Raw genomic sequence first — 26,229 nt, 5'->3', positions numbered from 1 at the left:
ATAGCGCGGTGGTCCCACCTGACCCCATGCCGAACTCAGAAGTGAAACGCCGTAGCGCCGATGGTAGTGTGGGGCTTCCCCATGCGAGAGTAGGGAACTGCCAGGCTTTAAATTTGATGTAAGCAGTATAAGTAGCTAAAACCACGGAACGGTACAAACCTTGTCCCGATGGTTAAATGACAAAGTCATTTAAACTGCTAGACTGTAGATATTGTTATCAGGTTTGTATCTGATAAAACCGGTTTTGGCGCTGATATGGCTCAGTTGGTAGAGCGCACCCTTGGTAAGGGTGAGGTCCCCAGTTCGACTCTGGGTATCAGCACCACTTAATTATGTTAGACATAGAAAGAATTTGTCTGGCGGCGATAGCGCGGTGGTCCCACCTGACCCCATGCCGAACTCAGAAGTGAAACGCCGTAGCGCCGATGGTAGTGTGGGGCTTCCCCATGCGAGAGTAGGGAACTGCCAGACTTTAATTAAAAGAAACCCCAGTCGAAAGGCTGAGGTTTTTTGCTTTACTGGTGATGCAGTTCGCTACTCAATAGAGAGTGGGACAAAACCTGCGAAACGGGTTTGAGCAACGCGAAGCGTTGACCTGAAGGGTGAATGATGCAGTCTTCATAAATTGCCAGACTTTAATTAAGAGAAACCTCAGTCCAAAAGCCTGGGGTTTTTTGCTTTGTAATGAGGCCTGTATTCATTATTTGAAAAAGATCGAGTTTAATCGACGAGGGAGCGGATTTGAATCATGTGACCTGTTGATCTAAAAAGGGAATGGTACAGCTATTAATAATCTGACTGTCTTTTAAGAAGTGCTTTGGATAATTAGATTGTTACTTGCATATTGAACCCTAAAACGAATACAGAGAAGATAGTCGAATCTCGTGAAGACCTCAATAATAATCGTACTACGGTCAATTCAGGATAGATTTCTATGCTAAATAGCATGTATGGAGATTTCAGTTTTCTATAGATAAGATGTCTCCCTATCGAATCTGTATTAATACAGTTTCTATTTTGAAGATTCTCGAAAAAGACAGGAAAATGGCAATAAAAAACCCGCTATAAATAGCGGGCTTGATATCAATTAAGGTTGTACTTAGTCTGCTTTTTTACATTCCAGCAGGCCACGATAGATCAGGCCACCAACAATACCACCAATGATAGGTACCAACCAGAAAATCCACAGTTGCTCTAATGCCCAACCACCCTGGAAAATCGCAACGCCAGTACTACGCGCCGGGTTGACTGAAGTGTTAGTGACAGGAATGCTGATTAAGTGAATCAGCGTTAAACCCAGACCAATTGCAATCGGCGCGAATCCAACAGGAGCGCGTTTATCCGTTGCTCCATGGATGATGATCAGGAAGAATGCGGTCAATACAAATTCAGCTGCAATAGCAGCTTGCAAAGAGAATTGACCCGGTGAGTGCTCACCATAACCGTTAGATGCAAATCCACTGGCGCTGGCGTCAAAGCCTGCTTTACCACTGGCGATCAGGTATAACACAGCACCAGCAGCAATACCGCCAATAACTTGTGTAATGATGTATGGAACAACGTCTTTAGCAGGGAAACGACCACCTGCAAATAAACCTAGCGTTACTGCCGGGTTGAAATGCCCACCAGAAATATGGCCAACAGCATAAGCCATGGTTAATACGGTAAGACCGAATGCCAGTGAGACACCAACAAAACCAATGCCTAAGCCAGGGAAAGCAGCAGCTAAAACTGCACTACCACAACCACCGAATACTAGCCAAAAAGTACCAAAGAACTCAGCTGAGAGTTTTCTTAACATGATGTAATTTTCCTTAAAAGAATAAACAGGCATACCAACGATTAGTAAGCCTATCTTATGAATATAGTCCATTACGACTGACGGGCCAGAGTTTATACCGAGCAGTGGTTTTTATTCAAATGTGCGATATCAGTCACACAAGAAGTGTTGTTTTTGATATAACAAGAACATTTGAATATAATTCATTGATATTAAATGTTTTTTTGTATTTGTTTACTATGGGTTGGCTATACGTTTATTATTGAAATGCATTCTTTTAATTTAATACGATTGTTTATATCGTTCTATTCTATAATTCAGTATTTATTATTATTAGTTAATGTGCGATAGTATTTCATATTAATATATTTAATGTGAAATAATTATTACTTATCAATGAGTTGTTTTCAGAGAGTAGAACTAAATACAGTGTGCTAAATGTAAAACTGTTACGTTGCAATCGTCGGTTCTGGATAATCTGATCCCATGCCAAATATGTAAGAGTTGTGGTGGAGTCTGGTTGATGCTGGAAGATTATCTGAATCAGAGGCAAAAGCGCAATTTGATGAGCTCTATTTAAAAGCATTTCGGTGAGGATGATTATCAAAAGATTAAGTCGATACGTGAATGGCTATATCAACATCCGCAAAAAGATCGATTAAAGCATTTTTACTGGCGGACTATCCCTGGTCTGCCACCAGATAATATTAAAGGCGCCATTGGCACCTTTAATATATCACTAGCTGGCTTATTAATGGGATACGCTACCTGAAGCACCATAACCCGTTTGTGAACGAATAGACTGAGAGTAGAACAGCTCTCTTTCCTGAACTGCGTTTGCAGATGTATCCGTAATAGAGAAGAACCAGGTTCCCATGAAGGCAATAATCATGGAGAACAGTGCCGGATATTCATAAGGATAGATAGCTTTTTCATGACCCAGTATTTGTACCCAGATGGTTGGGCCGAGAATCATCAGTCCTACAGCACTGAGCAGTCCTAACCAACCACCGAACATGGCTCCTCGAGTGGTTAATTTTTTCCAGTACATTGATAGAATAATAATAGGGAAATTACAGCTTGCCGCGATAGAGAATGCCAGGCCGACCATGAAAGCGATGTTTTGCTTTTCAAATAGAATCCCCAGCCCAATAGCAACAAATCCTAAAACTACCGTCGTTATTTTCGATACTTTCAACTCATCACGTTCTGTCGCTTTACCTTGCTTAATAACATTAGCATAGAGGTCGTGAGAAACTGCAGAAGCTCCGGCCAGAGTGAGGCCAGCTACTACCGCGAGGATAGTGGCAAACGCAACGGCGGAGATAAAGCCAAGGAAGAAACTCCCCCCCACGGCATCAGCAAGGTGAACAGCAGCCATGTTAGTTCCGCCGATAAGCGCCCCGGCAGCATCTTTAAACATCGGGTTTCCACCTACCAGAAAGATCGCGCCAAATCCGATGATAAAGGTAAGTATGTAGAAATAACCAATAAAACCAGTGGCATAGAATACGCTTTTACGCGCTTCTTTGGCATCACTTACGGTAAAGAATCGCATAATGATATGCGGTAATCCGGCAGTACCAAACATCAGTGCCAAACCTAATGAGAGCGCAGAGATAGGATCGGAAACTAATCCGCCCGGACTCATAATGGCAGCTCCTTTCGGACTGGTTTTAATTGCCTGAACAAAGAGCTCATTAAAATTGAAGTTAACAGATTTCATCACCATGATAGCCATGAAGCTGGCTCCGGCAAGCAGTAGTACTGCTTTGATGATTTGTACCCATGTGGTGGCCAACATGCCGCCAAACAATACGTACATCACCATCAGAATACCCACCAGAACGACTGCAACATGGTAGTTCAGACCAAACAGTAACTGAATGAGTTTACCGGCCCCTACCATTTGGGCTATCAGATAAAGAGCAACCACGACCAGTGAACCACAGGCTGATAAGGTACGAATCTCTTTTTGTCCCAGACGATACGATGCGACATCGGCAAAAGTATATTTTCCCAGGTTACGTAAGCGCTCCGCTATCAGGAACAGAATAATCGGCCAGCCGATTAGGAATCCGATAGAGTAAATTAAGCCATCGTAACCGGAGGTATAAACCAGTGCAGAGATACCAAGAAAAGAGGCAGCAGACATAAAATCACCGGCAATAGCCAGGCCATTTTGTAACCCGGTAATTTTGCCGCCAGCGGTATAGTAGTCAGAACGAGAGCGAGTTCGTTTGGATGCCCAGTAAGTGATATAGAGCGTTAACCCTACAAACAGGATAAACATGACTATAGCTTCAATATTTAGCGGCTGGCGTTTAACTTCGCCACCAATGGCATCAGCAAAAGCCAGTGGAGAGGCTGCCAGTAGCGCTAAGGCAGAGAAAAAACGAGTTTTCATTGGTGTGCCTCATTCAAAATTTGCGCATTGAGCTCATCAAACTCTCTGTTCGCCCGATAGACATAGATTCCAGTTAAAACAAATGAGGCAAGAATCAGCCCGATACCAATTGGAATACCACGAGTGATGCTGATCCCCTCTGTGACCGGTGTACCCAACCACTGAGGCTCAAAAGCAATCAGTAGAATGAAGCCAACGTACAGAGCTAAAGTAATAAACGAGAGTGTCCAGGCAAATATGTCCCGTTTGCGCACCAGATCTTTGAAGCGCGGGTTATTTTCAATCCGTTGATAAATGTGATCATTCATCAGAGCGTCTCCTGTGAGATAAAGATTGAATATTGCCGCGCAAGGCGGCGTTGGTTATGAGGCTGCTTTCATTAACTCTTTTTCCTGTAATAATTTCTCAACTACGCCGGGATCGGCTAGCGTAGAGGTATCTCCCAGATTACTGGTATCGCCATCGGCGATTTTCCGTAGAATGCGCCGCATAATTTTACCCGAACGCGTTTTAGGAAGGGTTTGGGTCCAGTGCAGGATATCGGGCGTAGCTATTGGCCCAATCTCTTTGCGTACCCATTTAATAACATCGTCATACAGTTCATCGCTGGGTTCCTCACCGTAATTCAGAGTGATGTAGGCATAAATAGCCTGCCCTTTGATATAGTGAGGAATGCCGACCACCGCTGCTTCGGCAATTTTAGGATGGGCAACCAGTGCAGATTCTATTTCCGCAGTTCCCAGACGATGCCCCGATACGTTAAGAACGTCATCCACCCGGCCAGTTATCCAGTAATATCCATCTTCATCGCGACGAGCGCCGTCTCCGCTGAAGTAGAAACCTTTGAATGAGGCAAAGTAAGTTTGTTCAAATCGGGTATGATCGCCATAGAGTGTCCGGGCCTGACCCGGCCATGAATCGGTAATCACCAGATTGCCCTCACAGGCACCACTTAGCTGATTTCCGTCATTGTCGACCAGTGCAGGTTTGACGCCGAAGAAAGGTAAAGTTGCAGAACCCGCTTTTAACTCGGTGGCACCGGGAAACGGCGTTAGCATAAAGCCGCCGGTCTCTGTTTGCCACCAAGTATCAACAATCGGGCATTTTCCATTACCAATAGTGAAGTAATACCACTCCCAGGCTTCCGGATTGATAGGTTCCCCTACGCTACCCATGATTCTCAGTGAACTGCGTGTGGTATCGGTAATTGCCAGATTCCCCTGCGCCATCAAAGAACGAATGGCTGTAGGTGCGGTATACAGAATATTGACCTGATATTTATCTATCAGTTGTGACATTCGGTTAGGGCCTGGATAAGTTAATAACCCTTCAAAAAAGAGGGTGGTTGCCCCATTACACAATGGCCCATACAGCGCATAGCTATGGCCTGTGACCCATCCCATATCGGCTGTACACCAATATATTTCACCTTCATGGTAATCAAAGACATATTTAAAGGTCAGTGCAGCATAAACCAGATAACCGCCGGTGGTATGCAGCACACCTTTTGGTTTGCCGGTTGAACCAGAGGTGTAGAGAATGAACAGCGGACTTTCAGCCGGCAGCTCTACCGGAGCACACTCATCATCTGCGGCATTAACTAATTCATGCCACCACAGGTCGTGACCGGGTTTCCAGTTAATGGTATTGCCGGTTCGTTTGAAAACAATGGTGTGTTCAACGCTATTCACATGAGGATTTGCTAACGCATCATCGATATTCTTTTTCAGCGGGATAGTTTTACCTGCGCGCAGCCCCTCATCAGCGGTAATTACCAGACGAGAGCTGGAGTCGATAATACGTCCGGAAATGGCTTCCGGCGAGAAACCAGCAAATATAACGGAATGAATCAGCCCCAGACGAGCGCAAGCCAACATAGCAACGGCGGTTTCCGGTACCATTGGCATGTAAATTGCGACCACATCACCTTGTTTCATACCCAGCGCTTTAAGCACATTGGCAAATTTACACACCCGGTGATAGAGCTGGCGATAAGTAATTCTTTGAGTCTCACTGCCGTCATCGCTTTCCCAGATAATTGCCGTCTGGTTACCGCGGGTTTCCAGATGGCGATCCAGGCAGTTAGCCGACAGGTTCAGCGTACCGTCTTCAAACCAACGTATATCAATATTGTCAGGGGAAAATGACGTATTTTTAACCTTGGTATAAGGTCTCATCCAATCAATAATTTTCCCTTGCGTGCCCCAAAACTTGTCAGGATCTTCCACTGACTGCTGATACATAGCCTGATATTGCTGTGTATTGATCAGCGCGTTTTCTGCTATAGCGGCAGGAACGGGATGTTTATGAACAGTGCTCATTATTGTTCCCTTTAAATTTGTTAACATTATGTAATTTAGTTATTATTCAATCATTGCGCACATTTTATGTTTGTTTTTTGCGCGGAAGATCACGCTTCATTACAGTGGATAATGATGGTCATGGGTGAAATTGTTTTAAAAGACAAATGAATAGGCTGATATGAAATTAATTACGATTATTTATTCTGACTGGCTAAAATCGATCCGGATTTAGGTGTGTGGAAGTAAGATGGGAAATGATGAGGGGGGAAAATTTAGCCGAAACGATTTCAGAGCAAAAAATCAGTTGAATATAAAATAATCTGATAGCATATCAATCAGGCAAAAAATACGCTTTACTCCGTACTTTTGTTACCATTTTGACCATTAGCTGTGAAAATCAGTACTAATATACCAATATAGCCACTTATTGGGTTTTCAGTGTCTTTGTTTTCTTATACTACGAATGAGTTATTATTCCATTCTGTTTTCTATGATAAATTATTTATATCAATTAATTAGGTTTAGTTTCTTTCCGGAAAGAGTAAGTTAACTCTATCAAATAGAGTCAGGAAATAGCGATAAATTTCTCTTTCTTTTTTCGCAATTCACAATGCTATCTTGTAGGGTTTATACCAGTGAATTCGTCTGAATTTTAGTATTTATGTAAAGAAAAATGTAATTTTACTGCATAAGATGCTAAAAAGAGCGCCTGTATTTTTTCTATGGTGTTTTCTGATCATAAAACTAAGGGAGTGTTGACATTCAGGCGGGAAGTTATTTGTTTGAAAGCCCGCATAAAAATAATGAAAAGCCTTACTTAAGGCGAGCCTGTAAGCAGGCATTTAACGAGATTGAAGGATTTTTGATATATGAAAGGTTTTAAAATTACTTTAGCCTGGCAGATTTTGATTGCTCTGGTACTAGGGATCATTGTTGGTTCAGTGATGCATGGGAGTGAATCAACGGATTGGTTAGTTGTGAACTTCTTCAAACCTGCTGGCGACATTTTTATCCGTCTGATTAAGATGATTGTGGTACCGATTGTGGTATCTACGTTGGTGGTCGGTATTGCCGGTGTTGGCGATGCTAAAAAGTTGGGCCGTATCGGACTGAAAACCATTATTTATTTTGAGATTATCACCACTGTAGCCATTGTAATTGGTTTAGTGGCGGCTAATGTTTTTCAACCCGGTCACGGTATCGATATGTCCCAGCTCAATGCGGTGGATATATCCCAATATAAGGTGACAACGGCAGAAGTGCAGAGTGGGGCTCATAGCTTAGTCATCACGATTATGTCGTTAATTCCAACTAACATCTTTAAAGCATTAGCATCAGGCGAGATGCTACCGATCATTTTCTTCTCCGTGTTGTTTGGATTAGGGCTATCGTCGCTGCCTAAAGAGACCCGAGCTCCTTTACTGAATGTATTCAGATCAATGTCTGAAACCATGTTTAGAGTGACCCACATGATTATGCGTTATGCCCCTGTGGGTGTGTTCGCATTGATCTCAGTGACTGTGGCAACCTTTGGTTTCTCTTCATTAATTCCATTAGTGAAACTTGTTGCCCTGGTTTATGGTGCGATTATTTTCTTTGCGTTGATTGTTTTAGGTACCGTAGCGCGTATATGTGGTTTACGTATCTGGACCTTAATCCGCATTCTGAAAGATGAGCTTATTTTGGCTTACTCAACCGCCAGCTCTGAAACAGTACTGCCGAGAATTATCGAAAAGATGGAAGCCTATGGGGCATCTAAAGCCATTACCGGTTTTGTGGTTCCTACCGGTTATTCTTTCAATCTGGACGGTTCGACGCTTTATCAGAGTATTGCCGCTATCTTTATTGCTCAATTGTATGGGATTGAGTTGTCGTTAATGCAGGAAATTACGTTGGTATTAACGCTAATGGTAACGTCGAAGGGCATTGCAGGCGTTCCTGGCGTCTCCTTTGTCGTATTGTTGGCAACATTGGGTAGCGTGGGTATTCCTCTGGATGGCCTGATGTTTATTGCTGGTGTAGACCGTATTATGGATATGGCTCGTACTGCATTGAACGTTGTGGGTAATGCGCTGGCTGTATTGGTTATCGCTAAGTGGGAACGACAGTTTGATAAAGACAAAGCACGCGCTTATGAGGAAGAGATTTTTGGCAAGGCAGAAATAGCCTGTAGTTCCTCCTTATAGTCAGATAAACGGTCCCTGGGGGGACCGTTTTTTTACCTTTTTTTAAAAGCCATAGATAAAAGAAATGGACGCATGTTCAATTTGAACATATGATCAAATATATTTCATCACAACACCAGAGAGTGGACCATGTCCTATATGGCAAAAGATGAGCGCAGAAGTGCGATTCTGGATGCGGCGATTAAAGTTGCATTGAGAGATGGCTTTATGAACGTGACTACGCGAAAAGTCAGTACTGAGCTGGGAGCCGCGACAGGTATTATTCACCATCATTTTTCATCGACCTCTGAGTTGCGCCGGGAAGTATTCCGTCAGTTTACTTTGCAGGATCATCGGGCTATCTGTGAGCAGATTGCTGAATTAGCACCGCCGGAGCAGTTGTTTCAGCTGCTGGACTATTCAACATCATCGCCAAACGATCCGGTGAACAAACTCTGGAATGATGCATGGGCAGAGGCGGTGCGCGATAAAGATCTCGGCGAGATATATAGCGACTCTATGTTGATGCTACATCGCGAAGTGGTCGGCATTATTGAATCAGGATGTCAGGGCGGTTTCTTTCATCATGATATACAGCAGGAAAGTATCGAAGTGAAAGCATGGCGACTGATGTCCATTAGCTTCGGTACCATTACTATTTCGTATATTAACCCGTCGATTATGCAGCCTGTATCCGCTGCTGAACTATTAAGAAATAGCATTCGGCATGAGTTAGGTTATCAACCTGACTAACCATCTTCTGGCGTAGTTCGTTGTTTCACGACAATGACATTGTTGTCATGTTTTTTTGACCGTTGATTATTGATTAAGTCTATTCAGGTATTTTTATGCAACACCAGCGTATTGGAGCGCTTTTTGCTCGCTATGCTATTCCGGCATTAATTGCGATGTTAGTGAGTGGTACCTATCAAATTATTGATGGCATTTTCGTTGGAAGGTACATCGGTAGTGATGGGTTAGCTGCTATTAATCTTGCCTGGCCGCTGATTGGTGTCATGCTGGCGGTGGGGTTAATGGTCGGTATCGGTATTGGTAGTCATGTCTCTCTGTCCCGCGGTGCCGGAGATCGTGAGATTGCGTCCTCCTATATTGGCCAACTGCCGCTATTAATGATTATTCCCGGCGTTTTACTCAGTATGATTCTGTATCTCTTTGGGGATAATATTTTGGCCTTTCAGGGTGCCACTGGCAAAGTGCTGGAATATGGTAATGACTTCCTGATTGTCGTAGCCTGTGCCGCACCATTGGTATTAGGTAGTATTGCAGCGCCTTATCTGATGCGTAATCTGAATGCGCCTCGCCTTGCTACTACGTTTATGGTGGTGGGAGCGTTAATGAATATCCTGTTGGACTACATATTTATTGTGCTGCTGGGAATGGAGCTGATCGGGGTTGCTCTGGCAACGGTTATTGCAGAAAGTACGGCAGTGGTTTTGGCACTGATTTATATTTTTAGTCGCCGCAGCCCGATAAGAGTACAGCGCCGTCACTTTAAACCTCGAATGGATCTTAGCTGGAAGATTAGTAAAAACGGCTCTTCAAGTCTGTTTATGTATCTCTATTTAGGTGCAACGATCGTCGCCTATAACTTTATGTTTATGAAATATGGTGGTGCCATCGAAGTGGCAGCCTATGCCGTAACTGGTTATTTGTTGACGTTTTACTATTTGCTGTCAGAAGGTCTGGCTCACGGTATGCAGCCAATAGTAAGTCGTTTTTATGGCGAAAAGCAGGTTGATTCAGTTAAACAGGTGTTGAAGCTGGCAATGGTATTTAGCGTTGGGGGCGGCGTGTTTTTCACCGTGGCTTTGCTGCTATTTCCCACTCTGTTTGCCAGCTTTTTTGCAGGTGATAATCAACATTTGCAGCAGGTGATTGTTCATGCGGTCCGTCTATCCCTGTTTGTGCTGTTTATTCAGGGCTTTTTTGTGGTGACAGAAGCATTCTTTCAGGCGATCGGGGAAGGGCATAAGGCACTGGTCATCACCATTTGTAATATCCTGATTCAGCTGCCGTTCTTGTTTATTTTACCGCGTTATCTTGGAACCAATGGCATTTGGTTAGCTATGCCATTATCTGCCATATTTTTAATGATTCCGGTGCTGTTTTTGTTAATGAAACAGCTTAAGCAGATGAATCAATCCATCATTGCGTAATGACTTTCCTGACCCCTGATATCCGGTGTGGTCAGGTGCTGTATTCAATACAAAATGTTCCTTTACCCAACTGTTTCGCCTGATACATTGCTTTGTCTGCTAACGAGAGTAAGGTTTCTGGCTTGAGCAGATTGTCGTTTAAAACAATCGCGATACCGATACTGGCGCTAAGCTTAACGGGAGTCTGATCGATATGGGTAACTTCAGACAACCCTTGTAATAATCGCTGACTAATTGCCGATACAATATGCTGAGGGTTATCCGGGTGACTAAACAGAATAGTAAATTCATCACCGGCGAGGCGGACTGCCATATCGTTCTGCCGTACTGAATTGCAAATAATCCCGGCGACGGTTTGTAAAACTTTATCGCCAAACTCATGGCCATAGCTATCGTTGATCTCTTTAAAACCGTCCAAATCCAGAAAGAATAGAGCCAGCCATGGATGCTGTTCCGGATCGAGCAGTATGTTATTCAAGCTATCAATAAAGGATCTGCGGTTTGGCAAATTAGTCAGCATATCGTGGGAGGCTTCAAATATCAGGGTTTGCTGTAGCTGTTTAAGCTCGGTGATATCAAGGGAAAGAATATAGAACTCGCCTTGTTCACGATCCCGGTTGGGGATCAGCGTGGTTTGAACATACTTCAGACCCTCTTTAGTCGGCAGCGTATTTTCAAATGAGACTTTTTGACCGGCAATGACTTTTTCAATATAGCATTGAGCTGTCTGGAAACTGGTTTTACCAATGACGTCAGGCATATACATTCCAACAGTATCCCTGGCCTGCAAACCAAACCAGTCTTCATAAGTTTTATTATTAAACGTGTAGTGAAGCTGATGATTAACACAACTGATTAAAGCAGGAACGTTATCGGTAATTTCTTTCAAACGTTCTTTTTCAATATTCAATAAATTCTGAGTCTCAATCCGCTGTTCCACTTCTTCATTGACCAGATGTAGCATCCTTTCCAACTGCTTAGTACGATCTTTAACTCTGGTTTCCAATTCATCAGTCAGTTTTTTGAGTTCATTTTCAATGGATACCTTCTCATTGATATCCACAATGATAGAAATAAAGTGCTGAGGCATTCCCTGGCTGTTTCTCACCATTGAAACGGTGAGCAATACCCAGAAGAGATGCTGTTGCTTAGTGATATAGCGTTTTTCGATGGTGTAGGTTTCTATTTTTCCATCCAGCACTTCTTGTAACAAGTTGAGGTCAGTATTCAGATCGTCAGGATAAGTGATCTCCTGAAAAGTCTTGTTGAGTAATTCTGGTTCGGGATAACCCAGTAGTTCACACAGTTTTGGGTTTACCCGTAGCCATTGTCCGGTTAAGGAGACATTCGCCATACCAACAGCAGCCTGATTGAAGGTTTGAGCAAACATAGATTCGGTATTACTTAGGTTATCCTCAACTTTGCGGGTATAGGTGGTTTCTTCCAGGCTGTGGAAGTATTGCTCAACAATTTTGGCAAAGTCGCTTAGTTTACTCTCGTCATCGTGACTGAATTTATGTTTTTTGGAATCGATGATGCACAGCGTACCCAGAGGGATGCCCTGACGAGAGTGAATTTGGCAACCGGCATAAAACACTAAGTGAGGTTCATCAACCACCGGTGGAATATGGCAAAAACGGGGGTCTTTACGCAGATCTGGAACTACAAATACCGATCGTTGCATGATGGCATGGCTACAGACTGAAATATCCCGCGACGTTTCAGTCAGTGATAAACCAAAACAGGATTTGAACCACTGTCTGTCACTATCAATTAACGTAACCAGTGCGATAGGCACATTAAAGAAATCCGCCGTTAAGCGGGTTACACGGTCTAACTGCTCTGAAGGCGGAGTATCCAGTATCTGAAGTGATTTTAGTATTTCAATTCGCTGTTTTTCAGTATTGGGCAACCGGACAGGTATCATTAGCGCGTTCTCGTTGTTATATATACCTTTTAAGTATAGACAATAATTAAAGCATTAAAGGCAACTAATTGAAATTATTCCCGTATTAATTTTTAAGGGAGTATGGCTTGTTTCAGCAACATAAATATAAGCAAGCTAAGAATCACTGAAACCAGCGTATTGCGAATAAACAATGCCAGTAAAACAGAGATAATAGCGCCAATAAAGTAAGGATTAAGGGGAATCTCCCTGAATCCGTGGTCGTCCAGAAAAATAATCGGTCCACAAATAGCGGTTAAAATTGCCGGTATTGAAAATCCCAATAGTTTCTTGATGGTTGGGCTTAATTTGATTGGCAAACCGGGTTCTAAAAACAGGTAACGGTTTACAAATACAACCAGTGCTGTCGTAAAAATAATCAACCAGATCATTCTTTATCTCCCACAACCAGAGAAGTGATTAACCCGGCGAACATGGCGGTTACTCCAGAAATAATTAGCGAACTGGGAACGTGAAAATAGCCTAATACAATGGACAATATGAGTGCGGTAAAAACACAAACGATAGTTGGGATGTTTTTGATTAATGGGACCACAATAACAATAAAGGTGGCCGCAATAGAGAAATCCAGCCCATAGCTGCCTAAATTTTCTATCTGAGTAGCAGCTAATACGCCAGCCAGCGTCGATAACAGCCAAAAAATATAGAAAAACAACCCAACGCCAAGTGCATACCAACGGTCAAATTTAGCTGCGCTATGTTTTCCAATCAAAGCAAATAGCTCATCGGTTAACAGGAAGCCTAAAACCAGTCGCCATCTTAACGGTAGTGGTGAGATGCGATCCCGCAGGGTCAAGCTGTAAAGCAGGTGCTGCGAAGAGATAAAGAAGGCTGATACCATGATAGCCATGACTCCGGCCCCGGCTTTTATCATTCCCATTGCTGCCAACTGGGTAGCTCCGGCAAAGATGATTGCTGACATGCCGACGCCTTCTGCGGGGGTCAGGCCGCTTTCTATCGCCATCGAACCAGCCAGAATTCCCCAGGGTAATACCGCCAGACTTAACGGTAATATTGCAATACAACCTTTCAGAAAGCTGTGCCACCCTGTTGGATGCCCATTTTCTGATGTTAATTCACTCATGATGATGCTGTTGATCCGTATACTTCACTAATAATTTATGTTGTTTTTATACCACAAACCAGGAATGACAATGATTCTATAAGCGATTTCTGGTGAATATATTTCTTTTCTATTTATTATTGTTGATTAAGAATCAATTATCTTATGATTTTATCGCGATTTTATTAATGAATAAAACGGGTACACTATAACCATTCAAATAGGGTACCTATCAGGTTGTTCCCGGTTGGGGCAACATCAAAATTAATTAAGTGAAATGAAATTATGAGTAAAATTCTGATTATCAATGCAATGAAAAAATTCGCACATTCTAACGGTGAGCTGAACTTAACTCTGCATCATGCTGCCGCCGATTTTTTACGCCATGCCGGACATGAAGTAAAAGAGACTATTATCGATCGCGGCTATGTCGTGGAAGATGAGATAGAGAAATACCTGTGGGCGGACACAGTGATTTACCAACAGCCTGGCTGGTGGATGGGTGCGCCATGGATCCTTAAAAAGTATATTGATGAAGTGTTTACCGAAGGTCATGGTCGTTTGTATGCCAGCGATGGTCGTTCTCGTTCAGACGCGTCGAAAAAATATGGTTCAGGCGGTTTGATTCAGGGAAAAACCTATATGCTGTCAGTGACCTGGAATGCACCGCAAGAAGCGTTTGACGATCCGTCTCAATTTTTTGAGGGTGCCGGGGTGGATGGCGTCTATCTGCCGTTCCACAAAGCGAACCAGTTTTTAGGTATGAAACCACTGCCGACTTTCTTATGCATTGATGTGATAAAGCAGCCTGATGTAGAGAATAACCTTAAATGTCTACGCGAGCATCTGGCCGCTGTTTTTGCCTGATTTTGCGATGTAGCACAATCAGTAGGCTTCAGCGCTCAGAGCCATTAAATATTTGATTCAGAATTAATCTATTATGGAATTGATTTTTTTAGGTACCGGTGCCGGTACGCCAAGTAAAGAACGAAATGTAAGCAGCTTAGTGTTGAATCTGCTTAGTGAATGCAATAGCTTTTGGATGTTTGACTGTGGAGAGGGAACACAGCATCAGATTTTGTACTCTTCAATAAGAATTGGGCGTCTGGAAAAGATTTTTATCACCCATCTACACGGGGATCATATTTTTGGTCTTCCCGGGTTACTCAGTAGCCGTTCAATGGCTGGTTCTCAGGATCCTCTGGCGCTCTACGGTCCTCCGGGTATTAAAACTTTTATTGAAACAGCCCTGAACCTCAGCGGCTCTTATCTGACTTATCCACTGGAAATTATAGAAATTCAACCGGGTAAGGTTGTTGAGGACCAACAATTTTGCGTCACTGCATTGCCGTTGGTACATGGTATTGAGAGCTTTGGCTACCGAATTGAAGAAGCTGATAAACCCGGTACCTTGGATGCTTCTCGTCTGTTGGCCGAAGGGGTTTCCGCAGGCCCAATTTTTCAGCGTTTGAAAGCGGGTGAACAGGTTCAGTTAGATGACGGAAGAGTGATTAATGGTCCTGATTATCTTGGTCCTGCTCAGAAAGGGCGAGTATTAGCAATATTTGGTGATACTTCTCCATCTGAAAACGCATTAGTATTGGCTAAAGATGTTGATGTAATGGTTCATGAAACGACGCTGGAGGCCTCAATGGCCGGGCAGGCGAATAGTCGGGGCCATTCTACAACTCAGCAGACGGCGGAATTAGCTAAAGCCGCTGGAGCAAAACGTTTGATTATCTCCCATTTTAGTGCGCGTTATGGGGCCGAAGAGTGCTTACGTTTGTTGGCTGAGTGCCAGGAGATATTCCCAAAAACTGAAATGGCCAGTGATTTAGCCGTATTCAGTCTTTAATCAGTTTATCCGGTATCTGTACAACAGATACCGATATAGTACTCGACATAAAATATATGGTATTTGGTATTATTTCAGGCGCATTAATGAACATGATAATATCCGTAAGAATTTTCACCTGACTTGTTTAAGGAGTGTTTTTGGTTGCATTAATTAATTGCTATAAATGCAAGTTGTCTCCAATTTGTTATTTTTAATTATTATTTAATATACTTGTTTAGTAAAATAATGCTCAGATTAACAATTCTATAAAAATAATGTTTTTTGTGGTTCTGGCAGGTGAAAATATTTTATTAGTTGGTAATATTCTGCATTCTAATATAAATCAGAGAATGCCATGTATAGTAAATTGATTGTTTCATTAGCTGAACACCCTCAGTACTTTGATGATGTAATGGAATGGTGTTATCGGGAATTTTGGGAAGGGCCAAGAACGGATAGTTTCGAGCTTAAAGAGTTTTTGAGTGAACATCTCAAAAAGAACAGAATACCTTGTTCCTTAGTTGCCCTTTGTGATGGGCGGCCTGTGGGTTCTGTACATCTGATGGAACGAGAACATGATAGTAACCCATTTTTTCCTTGTCTGAGTGGGCTTTATGTTTTACCCGGGTACAGAAAGCTGGGTTTTGGTTCAATGTTGATAGAGAATGCACTGGAGCGGGCGAGAATAAATGGTTTTTCAAATGTTTATTTAGCCGCGGATGAGAGTATCACTTATTATGTTTCCCGGGGCTGGACAGTGATAGCACCAAATGAACAAAGTGAACTCTATATTATCTCAAGACCGGGTCGTATGTCGTTCTTTCCTACGAATCCTAATATTCTACATTAATATATTAAAACCGTGACTAAATATTAATCTTTTTAGCTAATTTCAGGAGTATGGCTATTTTATTAATCATGCTATTTTCTGACAATTAATATTGTTAATAATATTAATTGTAAGTTATCTGGCTTGATAAAATTATCTATGGCTATAAGAGTTATCGTGGTTATTAATTATATTTAATAAAAATAATGCTGATACATCACACAGATTGATATCAACACTGATTGTCATTTGCTGGCCTTTAACATTATAATAAAAACACTGTTCCAATTTTTCTGAAACGAATACCAGCATAAGGTGGCAACCAAATGGCCGCGGATGATTTAGATAAGCAACCAGACTCAGTCTCATCGGTACTGAAAGTTTTTGGTATATTGAATGCGTTAGGTGAAGAACGTGAGATGGGTATCTCCGAGCTGGCTCAACAGGTCATGATGTCGAAAAGTACGGTATATCGTTTTCTGCAAACGATGAAGACATTAGGTTATGTTACGCAGGAGGGAGAGTCAGATAAATACTCCCTTACTTTGAAGCTATTCGAACTGGGTTCAAAGTCATTACAGAATGTTGATTTGATTCGTTATGCCAACATTCAAATGCGTGAAATATCCAAACAGACTAAAGAGGCCATTCATCTTGGCGCACTGGATGATGATGCCATTATTTATATCCACAAAATTGACTCACTCTATAATCTGAGAATGTACTCGCGTATTGGGCGCCGCAATCCAATTCATACTACGGCAATTGGTAAAGTCCTGATGGCGTGGAGCGATCCGCAGGAAGTACAGGAAACCCTGAGTAAAATCACCTTTACCCGTAGTACAGATAACACCATTTTGTGTGCTGAAGATTTCATATCTGTATTAGAACAGGCCAGAGAGCAAGGCTATGCTGAAGATATTGAAGAGCAGGAAGAAGGGCTGCGCTGTATTGCAGTACCGGTATTCGATCGTTTTGGTATTGTTACTGTTGGTTTAAGTATTTCATTACCGACTATTCGTTTCTCTGAAGAGAACAAGCCGGAAATTATTAAGATGTTACATGATGCAGCCCGTAATATCTCTTCTCAAATGGGCTACCACAATTATCCATTTTAAGTTTTAGTCATAAGGGGGCTTTAGCTCCCTTTTTGTTTCCCTCCAATAACACATTATTCTGTAAGATATTATCTGCTTTCAAACGCATTAATTTCCTGATGTAACAAAATTCAGACGCCAGACAAAGTTTTTTGTCAGAGATGAGTGTACATTTCTGACAGATTATTTGGATAAATAAATTTATATCAATCGGATATTGCCCCTGACAGGATTCGGCTTATGAAATTAAAATGTGCAATTATTGATGATTTTCAGAATGTCGCTTTATCTATGGCTGACTGGTCTGCGTTACGCGATCGGGTCGATGTATTTTCACTCTCTCAACATATTGCTAATGAGCAAGAGCTGGCGGACAGAATTGGCGATTGTGAAATTGTGATTATCATGCGGGAGCGTACAGCGTTTACTCAATCGTTATTGGCTAAATTACCTAAGCTAAAGCTCTTAATTACTTCCGGTATGCGTAATGCCGCTATTGATGTGAAAGCTGCAACGGCTCAGGGTGTCACCGTTTGTGGAACACCAAGCGGTTCTGAGCCTCCGATGGAGTTGACCTGGGCGCTGATTTTAGGGTTAGCTCGCCATATCGTGTCGGAAAATAATGCATTTCGCCAAAATGGGGCATGGCAAAGTACTGTAGGTGTAACACTCAACGGTAAACGCCTTGGGTTGTTGGGATTGGGTAAAATTGGTGGACGAGTTGCTCAGGTTGCCAAAGCGTTTGGCATGGAGGTTTCGGCCTGGAGTTCAAACTTAACGGCAGAAAGAGCTGCAGAAGTTGGCGTTGAATTAGCACCATCAAAAGAGGCCTTACTGGAGAGCAGCGATTTTGTTTCCATTCATCTTGTTCTGGGTGAACGTTCCCGGGGATTAATTGGTGAAGCCGAATTGAACAGAATGAAATCAAAAGCGTTTTTAATTAACACCTCGCGGGCTGCTATTGTCGATCAGAAAGCGCTGATTGATGCTTTAAGTCATCAGCGTATTGCCGGGGCCGGACTGGATGTGTTTGAAATAGAGCCATTGCCGGAAGGTGATATTCTGCGTACTTTACCAAACGTGTTAGCGACACCTCATTTGGGATATGTTTCGGACAGTAACTATCAGGGATATTTTCAGGGGGCGGTTGAAGATATTGTCGCTTTTCTGGCAGAAAAACCGATACGTCAACTGCTCTGAACCTAATTAAGATTTTTGTTCTGCAAAGCGTTTCATAATAAATCATGAAGCGCTTCTGTTTTAGTCATTAGTTATTTTTTATTTTGTTTTTACAACGCTTTGGGCTGAAAACATAATTCCTTATCAAACACTTAATATTTTCAATAGTTAGCCTGAGTAAAAAAAAGATTAGTCTCTGTTACTCACTGATAGATGAAAGAATTATGACTGGTGTATACTCCGGACAAGCAATTTTCTATTTAGGTTATGCAGAGTTGGAGGCTGAATGATAGATAATAATAAATCAGATGAAAAACTGACCAAAGGTGCGATGATTACTCAGGAGATATTGGATACGTTAGCTGAACAATGTGCTGCAAAATATGCAGCGGTAAAAGAAAAAGTTTCTCTTACCGGCGAGATTAGCGATGAGACATTGCGTCTGATTGGGCCAACCACCAATGATATTGCTGAAATCTGTGTGATCAATGTTTATCAGGCCCGTTACTATCTGCTGAAGTTGATGGAAGAAGGTCGGGTGTTAAAAACTGGTGTGAAAAAGGGGTATCCATTGCACTGGTGGTTGATTGATTGGTGCTGATAAATAGTCTTTATTTTCAGGTACTCTTTTAAGGAAATTAACATCAGGGATGAATTAGCTGTGTGAAGATAGTAGCACAATTTGTGTGTTTTTTGTTATAAAAAACTGTATGTGATAAATATCCATTCATATTTTCTCATCTACCTTCAATTAGTTACGTTTTCTATTATATTTTCATTAAGTTTTACTGATTCATCAGTTTTGCGCAGTGGCATTTTGATAACGGTAAAGCAATTCGCATCTATCTGGCTATAATCAGTTATTATCGGTAAATGTCCGTCAACAAAGGATGATATTGATGTTCATCAGTCGATTACTCGTTTTTATCATGCCCATTATCGGGGCTTTTTCCGGCATTCTGCTGAGTTCAACGGCTATGGCAATACAGATTTCTGATAATCGAATGTTAGCTAAACCTGGTGATGTTATTCTGGTTCATCTTAATGAGTTACATCCAACTCAGGTTGCTGTCGGTAAGTTGCAAATTGCTGGTGATTTAGACGACTACGCCAAAAAGCCTGAAAAGCTGTTTTCGGATCTCTGTAAAGTCCAGGGCGCGGGTAAACTGGAACAACAAAGTCGTTCTTCTTCTCCTGAAGATCCTTCGTCATACCGTTGTTCATTACCGGCAGGAACAGATAAATCAGCAATGAATACGGTCGATATTGGTCCCGGGGGTAAAATTTATCTGACTGATGGGCATCATGCATTGAATAGCTTCTGGGAAGCCAGCGGTGGCGATACCAGCTTAAGTGTATTAGTCGGAGAGAATTTGAGTCATGACGTGAAAGGGAGTCCTGTTACTCAATCTGAATTTGAACAGAAGATGGCGGAATTAAAGCATTTTTTACCCATTGATGCTAAAGGCAATTCCATTACGTTTGCACAATTACCTTCGACTCTTGGTCTGAAATCATTTCAGGACGACTCCTGGCGCTCAATGCTCTATTATTTAAGGGGTATTTCTTATGATAAGTCAGACAACAATTTAGATCCAAAAACGGGTAAACCTTATCCTGAAGTGCCTTTTCTGGAATTTTATTGGGGACAATTACTGAACAGCAAAATGAATTTAAGTCAGTACTCACTATCGGAACTGGGTGGGTATGTCAAAGCATTGAAAGATGCAGCCAAAATTATGACTGCACTACCGCCGGAACAACGGGTGGGAGACTCAGGAAAAAGTGCCGCAGAGCTGGGGAAGCTGGATAAGATACACAAGAAGAAACTGAAAAAGCTATCAGAACCAGACTCTAAGCTGGCAAAGGCTTTGGCTTATCAGGCCTCTCATCAACAATAATTTTTGTTTTTCTGCCCTGAAACAGGATGTCCAATCTTTATGGCTCTTATCTGGATTTTTGTTGTGAAAAAGCCATTCCATTTAGCGTAATCAGGTCTTCAATGTTATAACAGAGAGTCACTCTCTTTGAGCCAATTATTTCAGTATAAGAGATTTAGTATGGAACACCTTGTTTGTTATAAACAACTGCCTCGTTGGAACAGTGAAACGTTACCGGCTATGTTTCAGGAAAAGCATAATACTCAGCAAGGAACCTGGGCGAAATTAACGCTGTTTAAGGGAGAGATGTCGTTTGCTTATTTAAGTGATGATGGTGAGGTGATTCGCACCGAGCAGTTTTCTGTCTATCATCAGCCAGAAATGATTAAACCGCAGGAATGGCATAAGATCGCTGGTTGCTCTCTGGATATTGAATGTCAGTTGGAGTTTTATTGTCAGCCGGAAGACTATACCAATAAGAAGTATGGTATGACGAAAACACATTCTGAAGTGCTTAATGCTACGGGCTATGTGATGCCTTGTAAGGCGCTGGATTTAGGCTGTGGCTCAGGTAGAAATTCCCTCTATTTAAATAAGCTTGGTTTTGATGTCAGAGCGTTAGATAAAAATAACCAAAATATCAGTGCGCTCCAGGAGATTATTCATTCTGAGTCATTAAGCGGTATTCAGGCTGAAGTTTTTAATATCAATGAGCAGAAGATTGATGATACATATGGTTTCATTCTGTCCACTGTCGTATTTATGTTCCTGGAACAAGAAACGGTTCCTGCCCTGATTAGAAATATGCAGGATAAAACAGAGCTTAATGGCTACAACCTGATTGTGTCTGCAATGTCGACGGAAGACTACCCTTGTCCTGTACCATTTTCATTCACCTTTAGTCAGGGGGAATTGAAAAATTATTATCAAGGTTGGGAAATCGTTAAATATAACGAAGATGTGGGTGAACTGCATAAAACAGATAGCGATGGTAACCGTATTAAGTTGCGTTTTGCGACACTGTTAGCGAAGAAAATTGCCTGATTATTCATCATATCATCCGTTTTTTACTTCGGACACAGATAGAAAGAATAGAGTAAGCTGGGTCGGTAATTCAACACAGAATCTGATTCAGTTAAATGTGACAGGGTATGCTTAAATCTGTCTGTGGTTTTTTGTTAGAATCAGTCAGATTCTCAATATGATATGGGGGAAACATGCGGGTTAAATTGTGTTTAAGCTTGATGGCTGCATTGCTATTGGCTGGTTGTTCCAGTACTAATACATTAAGCGGCGCTGGTCAGCAGGTCAGAATCGTTGACGAACAACCGGGTGCGGCATGTCAGCTACTGGGTTCAGCAGAAGGAAGCCAGGGCAACTGGCTGTCTGGTGCCAGCAGTGACTATGATTCAGTAACCAGCGCAACGAATGATCTGCGCAATAAAGCGGCCGCCATGGGCGGTAATGTTATTTATGGTGTTGCCGGGCAGGGGCGGAGCCTCTTATCTGAATTTGTCCCTCTGGACAGCAACGTCACTGGACAGGTTTACCGCTGTCCAAATTGATTCGTTGTTGATTTCAGCTCCGGTGTGTACCGGAGCTGAAAGCCTTAGCCTTGAACAGGCAGTGATGAGTTATTTTTCTGATTTATAAGCATAGTATTCGAAAACACCGTCCCCATAATATTTGGAGGCTCTTTGTTGGACGGCGTTAAGAACCAACCCTTTTATCGTCAGTCCATTCTGCTCAAAACGTTTAAGCGACATTTCCACTTCTCTGACAGAGCTATGCTCAAATCGTGCAACTAGCAGGTTTGTACCTGAATATCGGCCAATAATCATTGAGTCTGTCGTAGCCAGAATTGGTGGGGTATCAAAAATGATCAGATCGTAATTTGCACCGGCCCACTCAATAAATGAGGAGAAATACTTATTCATTAGTAATTCTGATGGGTTAGGAGGAATGGAACCTCTCGGAATAAAATCTAGGCCATCAACGGATGTTTTATAAACACATTTTTCGATTTCTTTATTGTTAGACAGGATATCAGAAAGCCCATTACCCATCGTTATTTTAAATAATTTATGTAACCCTCCTTTTCTCATATCCGCATCAATTAGAAGAACTCTGACTCCTGATTGTGCGACGACAACGGCAAGGTTACTACTGATAAAGCTTTTTCCTATACCTGATGTAGCACCGGTAATCATCAGAATGCGGTTGCTGGCATCAAGCATGGCGAAATGCAGACTGGTTCTCAGGCTACGTATAGATTCAACAGCTAAATCAGTCTCTTGTTCTAATGCCAATAGCTTAGTATTGTCTGGCAACGATTGTTTTATAAGCTTTCTATTTTTGCTCTTTAAATTTTTAGATAATGGAATATTAGCATAGATATTTACACCAATACTTTCGAGTTGTGATGAGTCATTAATTGTTCTTCTGAATAGCTCTTGAATAAATATTATCAAGATAGAAATAAACATTCCGGCAATAAATGACAGGGCAACTATCAATAATGATTTTGGTTTTATTTTTTCAGGTTGAGTAATTGCTTTATCTATAATTCTGGCATTACCAACTGTACTGGCTTTATTAATATTTAGTTCCTGCTGTTTATTCAGCAGCAGCATATAGATTTCCTGACCAGATTGTACATCTCTGGTTAATCTTAAAATCTCTTGTTGAGTTTTTGGCATATTAGAAACACTTTTATTTAAGCGTTCTTTTTCCTGTAATAAAGTATTCTTTTTCTCTAATAACGAACGATAAGCAGGGTGTTCTTTCGTATATAATTTAGATATCTCAGCTTCTTTAAATGTGACTTCATTTAATTGAGAGGTAATTGCAACCATAGAGTCAAGGACGGATTTTGCCTCTAAAGTTAAATCAACAGATTCGTTGGTTTGTCTGAACGTATTTAATTTTATTTCAGCTTCTTCAAGCTGTTTTTTTATCTGTGGAAGTTGTTCTTTTAGAAACTCTAAACTATTAGCTGCCTCTTCAGATTTTCTCTCGACATTTTGTTGCAAATAATTATTACTGATACTATCTGCAATTTTTTTAATTTTTTCTTTATCTTTTCCTGTGACATAAAGTCTGAGTATTCCACCATCTTTAGTCGTATCCTGGATTGATAAATCTAATAACACATTATTAATCGTTGTAAGATAATCTCTTTTCTTTATCTTAAATTTAGTTCCTATGGGAGCTGCAATGTCACTGATTAAAATAGAGATATTATTACTTTTCTCCAGCGAAGCCACTTTGCCAGTGATATCAATGCCATCTCCTTCCAGAGTGTATTGATTATCAGGTAAGACTGTAAGAGTGAAATCGTCATTATACATTGACTCAGGAATATCAAATTTAGAGATGGCAACCTGGCCTGGTTTAATTTTCAGCCAGTTAGCAAATTTTTCTCCAACAATTGGAAAATATTCTTCTGATATCTCAATGTCTAAACCCAGCTCAGAAACGGTTTTCCCTATAACCATTCGTGATTTTATCAGCTCAATCTCTGTTGCTGTTGATGGTGTAATATTATTTGATAAAATTTCAGATACGCTATTTAAAAGACTATTAGTAGGGTTTTTTTCTATCTGAATAAGTACGTCAGCCCGATAAATAGGGGTAGCGAATAAAGAGTAAAAAGCTCCAATCAGAGTAAATAATACTGTTATAGATATTAACAACCATTTTTTATCGATAATGGTTCCCAAGATCTTTCCTAAATTTATTTCATCTTCCTCTTTAGGGTTTTTATGTGAGGCACTACGATTTTCCGACATACTTATTCCTACTTAGTCTTATGCTATCTTCATTGATATTTTTTAGCGCTTAAGCACTTTTACCCACATATTAGCAGACTTAGATAACTGTTGATAAATTAGCTCAAACATTTCTTTGCTCTTTCCATAAGGATCAACAATATCACTTTGGTTATCCCAGTGGCCAAATAACATTGTTTTGCCGCTGGCTTCCGGAGCCAAGTGGTTGATCATCTCCATATGTATTTTCTCCATGACTAAAATTAAGTCATATTGATGACATTGTTGAGCATCGAACTGTTTAGCTTTGTGATCTAAGACTGATATTCCATTTTGTAGTGCAATTTCTGCCATTGTTTCTTCTACGGGGTGATTCACAAGTGCTTTTAAACCCGCAGATTCAATAGCTCTGTCAGGCAACTGCATTTGTAACAGCCGTTCTCCTATAGGAGAACGGCAAATATTCCCAACACACACCACCAGAATAGAATTAAACATTAGTTTGGCCAATTTCTGATCCAACGAGTTGATTCTGTCATGCTATTAATACTGGTAATTGTTGGGGCCAACTGGCTAATCACGCGATTCCAACGGGCAACAGGCGCTGTTGTGACATAAACAATGTCGTAAGGCTGCAGTTGAAATTCTGTGCCCAATACCAGGGCAGAGGCATCTTTTGCATCTAGCTGGTATATGTTGGCAAGTTTTTTATCTGCATTATCGTCAAGTTTGTTGCCTCTATTTTCTTCCAGTGGGCTAAATAATAATGCCCCTTCTTCAGCGTTACCATTTGACCCAAGCATAGTATTATTCTTTGGCTTATCGGTAGTTTTATTAACATTTTTGCGAATAGAACGAATAACAAATATACCGCTGGCATCGCTCATAGCTTGATCAATGCCATCAGCATTACCTAAGGCTTCGGTTAATGTCATACCACTACGATCCATGCGCAACGTGCTCTGCTTTTTGACTTCACCCATAACGAAGACTTTTAAATCATCATTGCGTGGAACATATAAAATATCACCATCATTCAATAAACGGTTTTGGGTTAAATCGCCATGTTGCATTAACGCATTTAACGATATGGGATATTTTTCGCCATTACGCGTTAGTATAGCGTTGTTCCAGTTAGCATTCTCGGTAAGGCCGCCAGCTTGATTAAGTGCATCAACGATAGTTAATGGGATATTGGTAATCGCCTGTTGGCCTGATTTTGCTACTTCTCCAGTAATATAGGCCTTTTTAGCCCGGAAGGAGGCTATGCTGACATCAACTTGAGGTGACTCAATATATTGAGCGAGCTGATTTGCGATTGCTGTTCGTACCTGAGCCATTGTTTTATCTTTGACTGATATTTTTCCGATATAGGGATAAAAAATAGTACCATCAGATTGAACCCAGTTACCAGTGTCGCTGGCGCTACGATATTGGCCTGCTGGTGTCGTCAACTCAGGATGATCCCATACGGTTACCATGAGTACATCACCAATACCGATACGGTATTGGTAATTTTGTATCTCTTTTTCCAGCTCGGGATTTGCTTGAGCAACAGCGGGTTGAACACGATGTTGTTCAACTAATTGCGGTGTAATGGTGTAAACATTAACCATTTGGTTAATGTCAAAATTCTCATCTTCCTGCCCCTGAACGGTCTTGCCTGAGACTGAAAGATGACTACCAGGCTCCAGAGTACAACCACTGAGAAGGGCCATGGTTATTAATGATGGTATTATTATAGATATTTTCATTTCATTTACTGCCATAAAGTTT

23 protein-coding genes, 1 tRNA gene and 2 rRNA genes are annotated in these 26,229 nt (G+C 41.4%); 16 read left to right on the top strand and 10 right to left on the bottom strand.

Going from position 1 to position 26,229, the window contains the following annotated elements:
* The 3 genes from rrf (LPW36_RS12675) to rrf (LPW36_RS12665) form a co-directional block, all read left to right on the top strand.
* A 5S ribosomal RNA gene (rrf, locus tag LPW36_RS12675) occupies positions 1–106 on the top strand; the annotation flags it as partial.
* A 143-nt stretch (positions 107–249) separates the two neighbouring features.
* Positions 250–325 (top strand) — tRNA-Thr (locus LPW36_RS12670).
* A 30-nt stretch (positions 326–355) separates the two neighbouring features.
* A 5S ribosomal RNA gene (rrf, locus tag LPW36_RS12665) occupies positions 356–471 on the top strand.
* A gap of 628 nt (positions 472–1,099) precedes the next feature.
* Here the strand turns inward: rrf (LPW36_RS12665) and aqpZ are convergent.
* Positions 1,100–1,801: an aquaporin Z gene (aqpZ, locus tag LPW36_RS12660; RefSeq protein WP_230610145.1), complete on the bottom strand. Its 702-nt coding sequence runs from the start codon at positions 1,799–1,801 to the stop codon at positions 1,100–1,102.
* Positions 1,802–2,204: 403 nt separating this feature from the next.
* Between aqpZ and LPW36_RS17990 the strand changes: the two genes are divergently transcribed.
* Positions 2,205–2,360 carry a zf-TFIIB domain-containing protein gene (locus LPW36_RS17990; RefSeq protein ID WP_420844778.1) on the top strand — a complete coding sequence of 52 codons (156 nt, stop codon included), beginning with the start codon at positions 2,205–2,207 and terminating at the stop codon, positions 2,358–2,360.
* Positions 2,361–2,531: 171 nt separating this feature from the next.
* On the opposite strand, the gene LPW36_RS12655 is transcribed toward LPW36_RS17990, so the two are convergent.
* Genes LPW36_RS12655 through acs form a run of 3 tightly spaced genes read right to left on the bottom strand, consistent with a single transcriptional unit; the run spans position 2,532 to position 6,508 of the window.
* Positions 2,532–4,187 carry a cation acetate symporter gene (locus LPW36_RS12655; protein WP_230610143.1) on the bottom strand — a complete coding sequence of 552 codons (1,656 nt, stop codon included), beginning with the start codon at positions 4,185–4,187 and terminating at the stop codon, positions 2,532–2,534.
* Positions 4,184–4,495 carry a DUF485 domain-containing protein gene (locus LPW36_RS12650; protein ID WP_230610136.1) on the bottom strand — a complete coding sequence of 104 codons (312 nt, stop codon included), beginning with the start codon at positions 4,493–4,495 and terminating at the stop codon, positions 4,184–4,186. Before LPW36_RS12650 ends, LPW36_RS12655 begins: the two co-directional genes overlap by 4 nt.
* Before the next feature lie 54 nt (positions 4,496–4,549).
* Positions 4,550–6,508 (bottom strand): acetate--CoA ligase, encoded by a 1,959-nt coding sequence (gene acs, locus LPW36_RS12645; RefSeq protein WP_230610134.1) that lies wholly within the window; start codon positions 6,506–6,508, stop codon positions 4,550–4,552.
* Positions 6,509–7,359: 851 nt separating this feature from the next.
* Between acs and gltP the strand changes: the two genes are divergently transcribed.
* From gltP to LPW36_RS12630, 3 genes are all read left to right on the top strand, one after another.
* Complete coding sequence (gene gltP, locus LPW36_RS12640) at positions 7,360–8,676, top strand: glutamate/aspartate:proton symporter GltP (protein WP_230610132.1); 1,317 nt, start codon at positions 7,360–7,362, stop codon at positions 8,674–8,676.
* A 129-nt stretch (positions 8,677–8,805) separates the two neighbouring features.
* Positions 8,806–9,408: a TetR family transcriptional regulator gene (locus tag LPW36_RS12635; protein ID WP_230610128.1), complete on the top strand. Its 603-nt coding sequence runs from the start codon at positions 8,806–8,808 to the stop codon at positions 9,406–9,408.
* A gap of 95 nt (positions 9,409–9,503) precedes the next feature.
* Positions 9,504–10,832 (top strand): MATE family efflux transporter, encoded by a 1,329-nt coding sequence (locus LPW36_RS12630; protein ID WP_230610126.1) that lies wholly within the window; start codon positions 9,504–9,506, stop codon positions 10,830–10,832.
* 31 nt (positions 10,833–10,863) lie between these two features.
* On the opposite strand, the gene LPW36_RS12625 is transcribed toward LPW36_RS12630, so the two are convergent.
* The 3 genes from LPW36_RS12625 to LPW36_RS12615 all read right to left on the bottom strand — a co-directional run bounded on the left by LPW36_RS12625 (position 10,864) and on the right by LPW36_RS12615 (position 13,882).
* Entirely contained in the window at positions 10,864–12,759 is a 1,896-nt protein-coding gene (locus LPW36_RS12625; RefSeq protein ID WP_230610123.1) for a diguanylate cyclase domain-containing protein, read from the bottom strand.
* Between the two features lie 92 nt (positions 12,760–12,851).
* Positions 12,852–13,169, bottom strand: a complete 318-nt coding sequence (locus LPW36_RS12620) for an AzlD domain-containing protein (RefSeq protein ID WP_230610116.1) — start codon at positions 13,167–13,169, stop codon at positions 12,852–12,854.
* Positions 13,166–13,882 carry an AzlC family ABC transporter permease gene (locus LPW36_RS12615; protein WP_230610114.1) on the bottom strand — a complete coding sequence of 239 codons (717 nt, stop codon included), beginning with the start codon at positions 13,880–13,882 and terminating at the stop codon, positions 13,166–13,168. The genes LPW36_RS12620 and LPW36_RS12615 overlap by 4 nt, the downstream gene beginning before the upstream one ends.
* A gap of 264 nt (positions 13,883–14,146) precedes the next feature.
* Between LPW36_RS12615 and LPW36_RS12610 the strand changes: the two genes are divergently transcribed.
* The 9 genes from LPW36_RS12610 (at position 14,147) to LPW36_RS12570 (ending at position 22,248) form a co-directional block, all read left to right on the top strand.
* The gene (locus LPW36_RS12610; protein ID WP_230610111.1) at positions 14,147–14,728 is read left to right on the top strand and encodes an NAD(P)H-dependent oxidoreductase; all 582 of its coding nucleotides are present in this window, start codon (positions 14,147–14,149) and stop codon (positions 14,726–14,728) included.
* Between the two features lie 73 nt (positions 14,729–14,801).
* Complete coding sequence (gene rnz / locus LPW36_RS12605; protein ID WP_230610110.1) at positions 14,802–15,716, top strand: ribonuclease Z; 915 nt, start codon at positions 14,802–14,804, stop codon at positions 15,714–15,716.
* A 337-nt stretch (positions 15,717–16,053) separates the two neighbouring features.
* The gene (locus LPW36_RS12600) at positions 16,054–16,548 is read left to right on the top strand and encodes a GNAT family N-acetyltransferase (RefSeq protein ID WP_230610108.1); all 495 of its coding nucleotides are present in this window, start codon (positions 16,054–16,056) and stop codon (positions 16,546–16,548) included.
* 305 nt (positions 16,549–16,853) lie between these two features.
* Positions 16,854–17,645 carry a DNA-binding transcriptional regulator KdgR gene (gene kdgR / locus LPW36_RS12595; protein ID WP_230610106.1) on the top strand — a complete coding sequence of 264 codons (792 nt, stop codon included), beginning with the start codon at positions 16,854–16,856 and terminating at the stop codon, positions 17,643–17,645.
* A gap of 219 nt (positions 17,646–17,864) precedes the next feature.
* Complete coding sequence (locus LPW36_RS12590) at positions 17,865–18,824, top strand: D-2-hydroxyacid dehydrogenase family protein (protein WP_230610104.1); 960 nt, start codon at positions 17,865–17,867, stop codon at positions 18,822–18,824.
* Positions 18,825–19,089: 265 nt separating this feature from the next.
* Entirely contained in the window at positions 19,090–19,404 is a 315-nt protein-coding gene (locus tag LPW36_RS12585) for a FaeA/PapI family transcriptional regulator (protein WP_230610102.1), read from the top strand.
* Between the two features lie 298 nt (positions 19,405–19,702).
* A complete protein-coding gene (locus LPW36_RS12580) occupies positions 19,703–20,704 on the top strand; it encodes a ParB/Srx family N-terminal domain-containing protein (RefSeq protein ID WP_230610100.1) in 1,002 nt (333 codons plus the stop codon).
* 159 nt (positions 20,705–20,863) lie between these two features.
* The gene (tehB, locus tag LPW36_RS12575; protein ID WP_230610098.1) at positions 20,864–21,727 is read left to right on the top strand and encodes an SAM-dependent methyltransferase TehB; all 864 of its coding nucleotides are present in this window, start codon (positions 20,864–20,866) and stop codon (positions 21,725–21,727) included.
* A 173-nt stretch (positions 21,728–21,900) separates the two neighbouring features.
* A complete protein-coding gene (locus tag LPW36_RS12570; protein ID WP_230610096.1) occupies positions 21,901–22,248 on the top strand; it encodes a DUF4156 domain-containing protein in 348 nt (115 codons plus the stop codon).
* Positions 22,249–22,317: 69 nt separating this feature from the next.
* On the opposite strand, the gene LPW36_RS12565 is transcribed toward LPW36_RS12570, so the two are convergent.
* Genes LPW36_RS12565 through LPW36_RS12555 form a run of 3 tightly spaced genes read right to left on the bottom strand, consistent with a single transcriptional unit; the run spans position 22,318 to position 26,222 of the window.
* Entirely contained in the window at positions 22,318–24,474 is a 2,157-nt protein-coding gene (locus LPW36_RS12565; RefSeq protein WP_230610094.1) for a polysaccharide biosynthesis tyrosine autokinase, read from the bottom strand.
* Positions 24,475–24,516: 42 nt separating this feature from the next.
* The gene (locus LPW36_RS12560) at positions 24,517–24,951 is read right to left on the bottom strand and encodes an arsenate reductase/protein-tyrosine-phosphatase family protein (RefSeq protein WP_230610147.1); all 435 of its coding nucleotides are present in this window, start codon (positions 24,949–24,951) and stop codon (positions 24,517–24,519) included.
* Complete coding sequence (locus tag LPW36_RS12555) at positions 24,951–26,222, bottom strand: polysaccharide export protein (RefSeq protein ID WP_230610092.1); 1,272 nt, start codon at positions 26,220–26,222, stop codon at positions 24,951–24,953. Before LPW36_RS12555 ends, LPW36_RS12560 begins: the two co-directional genes overlap by 1 nt.
* Positions 26,223–26,229: the final 7 nt, after the last annotated feature.

It is taken from the genome of Limnobaculum eriocheiris (assembly GCF_021010575.1).
Taxonomy (GTDB): domain Bacteria; phylum Pseudomonadota; class Gammaproteobacteria; order Enterobacterales; family Enterobacteriaceae; genus Limnobaculum; species Limnobaculum eriocheiris.
This window is presented reverse-complemented; position numbering and strand designations above follow the sequence as displayed.

Coding starts and splice junctions, on each gene's coding strand:
- acs (WP_230610134.1), bottom strand. CDS start 6,508: ATGAGCACTGTTCATAAACATCCCGTTCCTGCCGCTATAGCAGAAAAC.
- LPW36_RS12580 (WP_230610100.1), top strand. CDS start 19,703: ATGTTCATCAGTCGATTACTCGTTTTTATCATGCCCATTATCGGGGCT.
- LPW36_RS12565 (WP_230610094.1), bottom strand. CDS start 24,474: ATGTCGGAAAATCGTAGTGCCTCACATAAAAACCCTAAAGAGGAAGAT.
- LPW36_RS12635 (WP_230610128.1), top strand. CDS start 8,806: ATGTCCTATATGGCAAAAGATGAGCGCAGAAGTGCGATTCTGGATGCG.
- LPW36_RS12555 (WP_230610092.1), bottom strand. CDS start 26,222: ATGGCAGTAAATGAAATGAAAATATCTATAATAATACCATCATTAATA.
- LPW36_RS12620 (WP_230610116.1), bottom strand. CDS start 13,169: ATGATCTGGTTGATTATTTTTACGACAGCACTGGTTGTATTTGTAAAC.
- gltP (WP_230610132.1), top strand. CDS start 7,360: ATGAAAGGTTTTAAAATTACTTTAGCCTGGCAGATTTTGATTGCTCTG.
- LPW36_RS12585 (WP_230610102.1), top strand. CDS start 19,090: ATGATAGATAATAATAAATCAGATGAAAAACTGACCAAAGGTGCGATG.
- rnz (WP_230610110.1), top strand. CDS start 14,802: ATGGAATTGATTTTTTTAGGTACCGGTGCCGGTACGCCAAGTAAAGAA.
- LPW36_RS12570 (WP_230610096.1), top strand. CDS start 21,901: ATGCGGGTTAAATTGTGTTTAAGCTTGATGGCTGCATTGCTATTGGCT.
- LPW36_RS12610 (WP_230610111.1), top strand. CDS start 14,147: ATGAGTAAAATTCTGATTATCAATGCAATGAAAAAATTCGCACATTCT.
- LPW36_RS12630 (WP_230610126.1), top strand. CDS start 9,504: ATGCAACACCAGCGTATTGGAGCGCTTTTTGCTCGCTATGCTATTCCG.
- LPW36_RS12650 (WP_230610136.1), bottom strand. CDS start 4,495: ATGAATGATCACATTTATCAACGGATTGAAAATAACCCGCGCTTCAAA.
- LPW36_RS12655 (WP_230610143.1), bottom strand. CDS start 4,187: ATGAAAACTCGTTTTTTCTCTGCCTTAGCGCTACTGGCAGCCTCTCCA.
- LPW36_RS12600 (WP_230610108.1), top strand. CDS start 16,054: ATGTATAGTAAATTGATTGTTTCATTAGCTGAACACCCTCAGTACTTT.
- LPW36_RS12560 (WP_230610147.1), bottom strand. CDS start 24,951: ATGTTTAATTCTATTCTGGTGGTGTGTGTTGGGAATATTTGCCGTTCT.
- kdgR (WP_230610106.1), top strand. CDS start 16,854: ATGGCCGCGGATGATTTAGATAAGCAACCAGACTCAGTCTCATCGGTA.
- aqpZ (WP_230610145.1), bottom strand. CDS start 1,801: ATGTTAAGAAAACTCTCAGCTGAGTTCTTTGGTACTTTTTGGCTAGTA.
- LPW36_RS12615 (WP_230610114.1), bottom strand. CDS start 13,882: ATGAGTGAATTAACATCAGAAAATGGGCATCCAACAGGGTGGCACAGC.
- LPW36_RS12590 (WP_230610104.1), top strand. CDS start 17,865: ATGAAATTAAAATGTGCAATTATTGATGATTTTCAGAATGTCGCTTTA.
- tehB (WP_230610098.1), top strand. CDS start 20,864: ATGGAACACCTTGTTTGTTATAAACAACTGCCTCGTTGGAACAGTGAA.
- LPW36_RS12625 (WP_230610123.1), bottom strand. CDS start 12,759: ATGATACCTGTCCGGTTGCCCAATACTGAAAAACAGCGAATTGAAATA.